1 protein-coding gene is annotated in these 669 nt (G+C 58.4%); it reads right to left on the bottom strand.

Annotation, left to right across the window (positions count from 1 at the left end; genetic code table 11):
- Positions 1-74 precede the first annotated feature (74 nt).
- The coding region (locus WFM69_RS19280) for a hypothetical protein (RefSeq protein ID WP_337007451.1) at positions 75-669 on the bottom strand (595 nt) is incomplete at its 5' end.

Here is a 669-nt window from a genome sequence, read left to right as displayed (position 1 = left end):
ACTTACGAGGTGTCCTTCCGGACTGGTAAACGTTGCTCTAGACAATCAACATTTTCCCAGACCAGAAGGACATTTCACTTCACGGCACGCCCACGAACCGCACCCGACATGGTGGATCGGGGCTGAGCTCCAGATGACCTGGCGAGATGCCGGAGAAGTTCATCGCGTGAATCCAGAATGGAAGTCACCGCTGCGTCGCCGACGTTGGCGTCGTTCAGTCCGGCTTCGAGGAGGATCTCGGCGATCGCGAACAGTTCGAGCGGAAGGTTGTTCTTCCGATCGTTGTACTCGTCAGCAAAATGCGCGACAAACGGGTGCTCAAGATTGATGGAGAGTCTGCCGGTGGCGCTATCCAATACTGCCATCGGCATGAGCGTGCCGAGATCCTCGTACACGACATCACCGATGAGTCCCCCACCATCGGTGATCCGGCCTTCGAGGGAGGCCACCAACTCATCGGCGGTGGAGTAGGCCTTCTTGTCGATGGGGAGGAGGTGCCTGGATCGGAATTTGTCCTCGTAGACATCCACCGCAAGGCGAAGTATGGGTCGCTCAGCCCTGATCCACCGTCGCGATTCGGTTGAGCCGCGTTTCGCTTTTCGTTGAGTTGTTTCGGCGGGCGGGCGTGCGTGTTCTGCCAGCCGGGGCTCTGGCTTATCCACGTCGATC

This window comes from Microbacterium sp. LB12 (genome assembly GCF_037150835.1).
In the GTDB taxonomy this organism is placed as follows: domain Bacteria; phylum Actinomycetota; class Actinomycetes; order Actinomycetales; family Microbacteriaceae; genus Microbacterium.
The sequence above is the reverse complement of the archived record's forward strand: the minus strand, read 5'-3'. Positions and strand labels throughout refer to the sequence as shown.